This window comes from Methanomethylovorans sp. (assembly GCF_050177135.1).
Taxonomy (GTDB): domain Archaea; phylum Halobacteriota; class Methanosarcinia; order Methanosarcinales; family Methanosarcinaceae; genus Methanomethylovorans.
Genome location: NZ_JBFXHJ010000228.1, coordinates 1 through 2,546, shown reverse-complemented (window position 1 = coordinate 2,546; position 2,546 = coordinate 1). Strand labels below are relative to the sequence as shown.

Genomic DNA, 2,546 nt, shown 5'->3' with positions numbered 1-2,546 from the left:
AGCAATGCGACTCCTGCATCAAGAACTTCCTTTGACTTCTCTTTGATGAACTCAGGTGTCTTGTTCCAGAGCACGTTCACGGGGTCCAGGTTACCTACGATAACAGCCTTCTTAACTGTCTTGACAGCAGTTGCAGGATCTACGTTCTGATCGATACTGATAGCATTCACACCGCATGATTCCATGAGTGTAAGACCACCTGTGGTATCACCGCAAATATGGAGCACTGTTGGCACGTTCACTTCGTTCATGGCATCTACCAGTTTCTTGTGGAATGGCACCACGAACTTCTCGTAGAACTCAGCACCAATGAGCTGGTAACTTGCAGTCGGGTCGATGATGACCATGGTATCTGCACCGTTCTCCACCATCTTCTTGGCGTATGCAATGCTGAAAGCTGTGGAGAACTCCATGAGCTTCAGGCCCAGGTTCTCATCTGTGAAGATGTTCATGAACCAGTCGTCACCGTTCAAATGCTGTGCCAGGGAGAAAGGACCTATCATGCTGCCGATGACCGGCAGTTCCTTACCGTACTTGTCTGCCAGGATCCTGATAGCCTCGCAGACAACGCCGATCCTCCCGTGGTCCAGGTTGTAACCTTCCAGTTTGGATATGTCATCAACGCTCTTGACCACATGACCTACAACAGAGGGCTGTTGTTCCTGTGTGCCTGCCTTGATCTTGCAGCCGAAGAACTCGGCTTCAGCGGTGATATCAAAGGGCACACGCACGGCCTCAAAACCGACAACGGTGTGACCAGCTTCACCCAGATCGGCCATGAGCTGGGCATCTTCATTGGCCTGAGGCCAGAATGCGCCACAAGCTTCCATTTGTTCTACGGTACCGGTCTGCGTGACAGAGATAGCTGCCATACGATCTACGTTCTGCCCTGTTAAAATACGGGCAAGCCTTTCTTTAGGGGTGTAATTGGACATAGTAAAATCTCCTCTCCTTTAACAATGATGACAGAGGGGGTAACAGCTATATATATTTTTTGGTTTTGCGTACCAAATCTATATATAGTAGAAGAAAAAAAATCCATACGAAAAAATTATAAACTAGGTGATAGATAAACTTTTTTTTGAAAAGGAAACAAAGAGAAAGAAAAAGAATCCTATTAGGTATATTATTCGATAATAAATAAGCATGAAAAAGGAAATGCTTTTAATTCTAAATAATAAATCAGCTATATGTAGATTGTGAATAATAGAAAAATATAAATAATACCTTGTGAAAAATAAGAAATCGCATAGTATAGGAAAAGAGAAATAAGATTCAGAATGAAATAGGTAATCTTAAAAGCAAATTTGCTTAAAATTATGTATATATGTATAGAATAGGAAGCTAAGGATCATAAATAGTATCTACAAAAACAAAATAAATATATGGGTGAACATTAGAACTTGAACTGAACGACTTAAAAATGAAATTAAATCTGACTAAATCTTTTTTATCCGGGTGTCGACATGCAAAACATGTATAAGTACCTCAAGAGCGCAATTGAAGGCGAAAGCAAAACTGAGAAACAACACGATTTAAATGTATTCAAGAAATCAGAAGAACTTGCTTTAAAATATGGCATCAAATATGATGGGAAAAGCTTTGTACCTGATGATCTTGAACTTGCAGATGCAACATTTGAGGCTGGCATAGAGCTACTACATTCTGTAGGAGTGTACTGCAAAAGCACAGAAAGAGTGATTCAGATAGATGAAGAAGATATCCTGAAATCTCTTAATGTAATTAATCCTCTAGAAATTGGCAGACTGAAAGAAAAAGTAACTGTTACCCACAGATATCCTCTGTCACCAATTCCCCCCATTATTATTGGTGGACCAATGGGGGGAAGTGTTTCCGAAGAAAACTTCCTTTACATAAACTTAAGTGCAGTACTTGAGAATGTTGTACAGGGAATATATAGTGGTGCAATGAAGCAGTTCTGTGGAGAATATATAAGACCAAAGAGCCCATTAGAGATGTTAGCTGTCCTAAAAGCTGCACGCAATGAAAGGCTTGCTACAAAGATCGGAGGGCGTGAAGGACTGGCATTGATGGGACCCAGTACACCTACACTCCCCACATCATATCTGCTTGTGTCATCGGATGAACTATACTCAAGCTATGACCCTCAGGAAGTCTACATGGATGATCTGAAAGTAGATTACGAAACATTGTCCAAATGTATCTTCCACCAAGAACATGGAAACCATTATATTTCTGGGCAAGTGCCTGTTTTTGGGGGGCCGTGCATAGGTTCGGCTGAAGGACTTGCAATAATAGATGTGGCTGAAACTTTACAGTCAAAAGTACTCGCACATTCAAGTATACATGCTTCTGGATCTTCACACGCAACTACTGGATCTTCATCTGCTAAAGAGATACTTTGGGCTTCAAATCTCTCCTCACTTGCAATATCAAGGAATATGGACTATTACACTGCAAGATATTATTGGAATGCTGCTGGTATATCTACTGATATGATGTTCTATGAAACTGCTGCCCAGGCTATAGGGGACACTGTATGCGGCAGGGATATATTACTAGGA

At 41.3% G+C, this 2,546-nt stretch carries 2 protein-coding genes; one reads left to right on the top strand and one right to left on the bottom strand.

What is annotated here, in order from left to right; genetic code table 11:
* Positions 1–935: methylcobamide:CoM methyltransferase MtbA (locus AB7U21_RS11850; RefSeq protein ID WP_428389294.1), on the bottom strand; the 935-nt coding region annotated here is incomplete at its 3' end.
* Positions 936–1,466: 531 nt separating this feature from the next.
* Here AB7U21_RS11850 and AB7U21_RS11845 point away from each other — a divergent pair.
* On the top strand, positions 1,467–2,546 hold a 1,080-nt coding region (locus AB7U21_RS11845), incomplete at its 3' end, for a monomethylamine:corrinoid methyltransferase (RefSeq protein WP_428389292.1).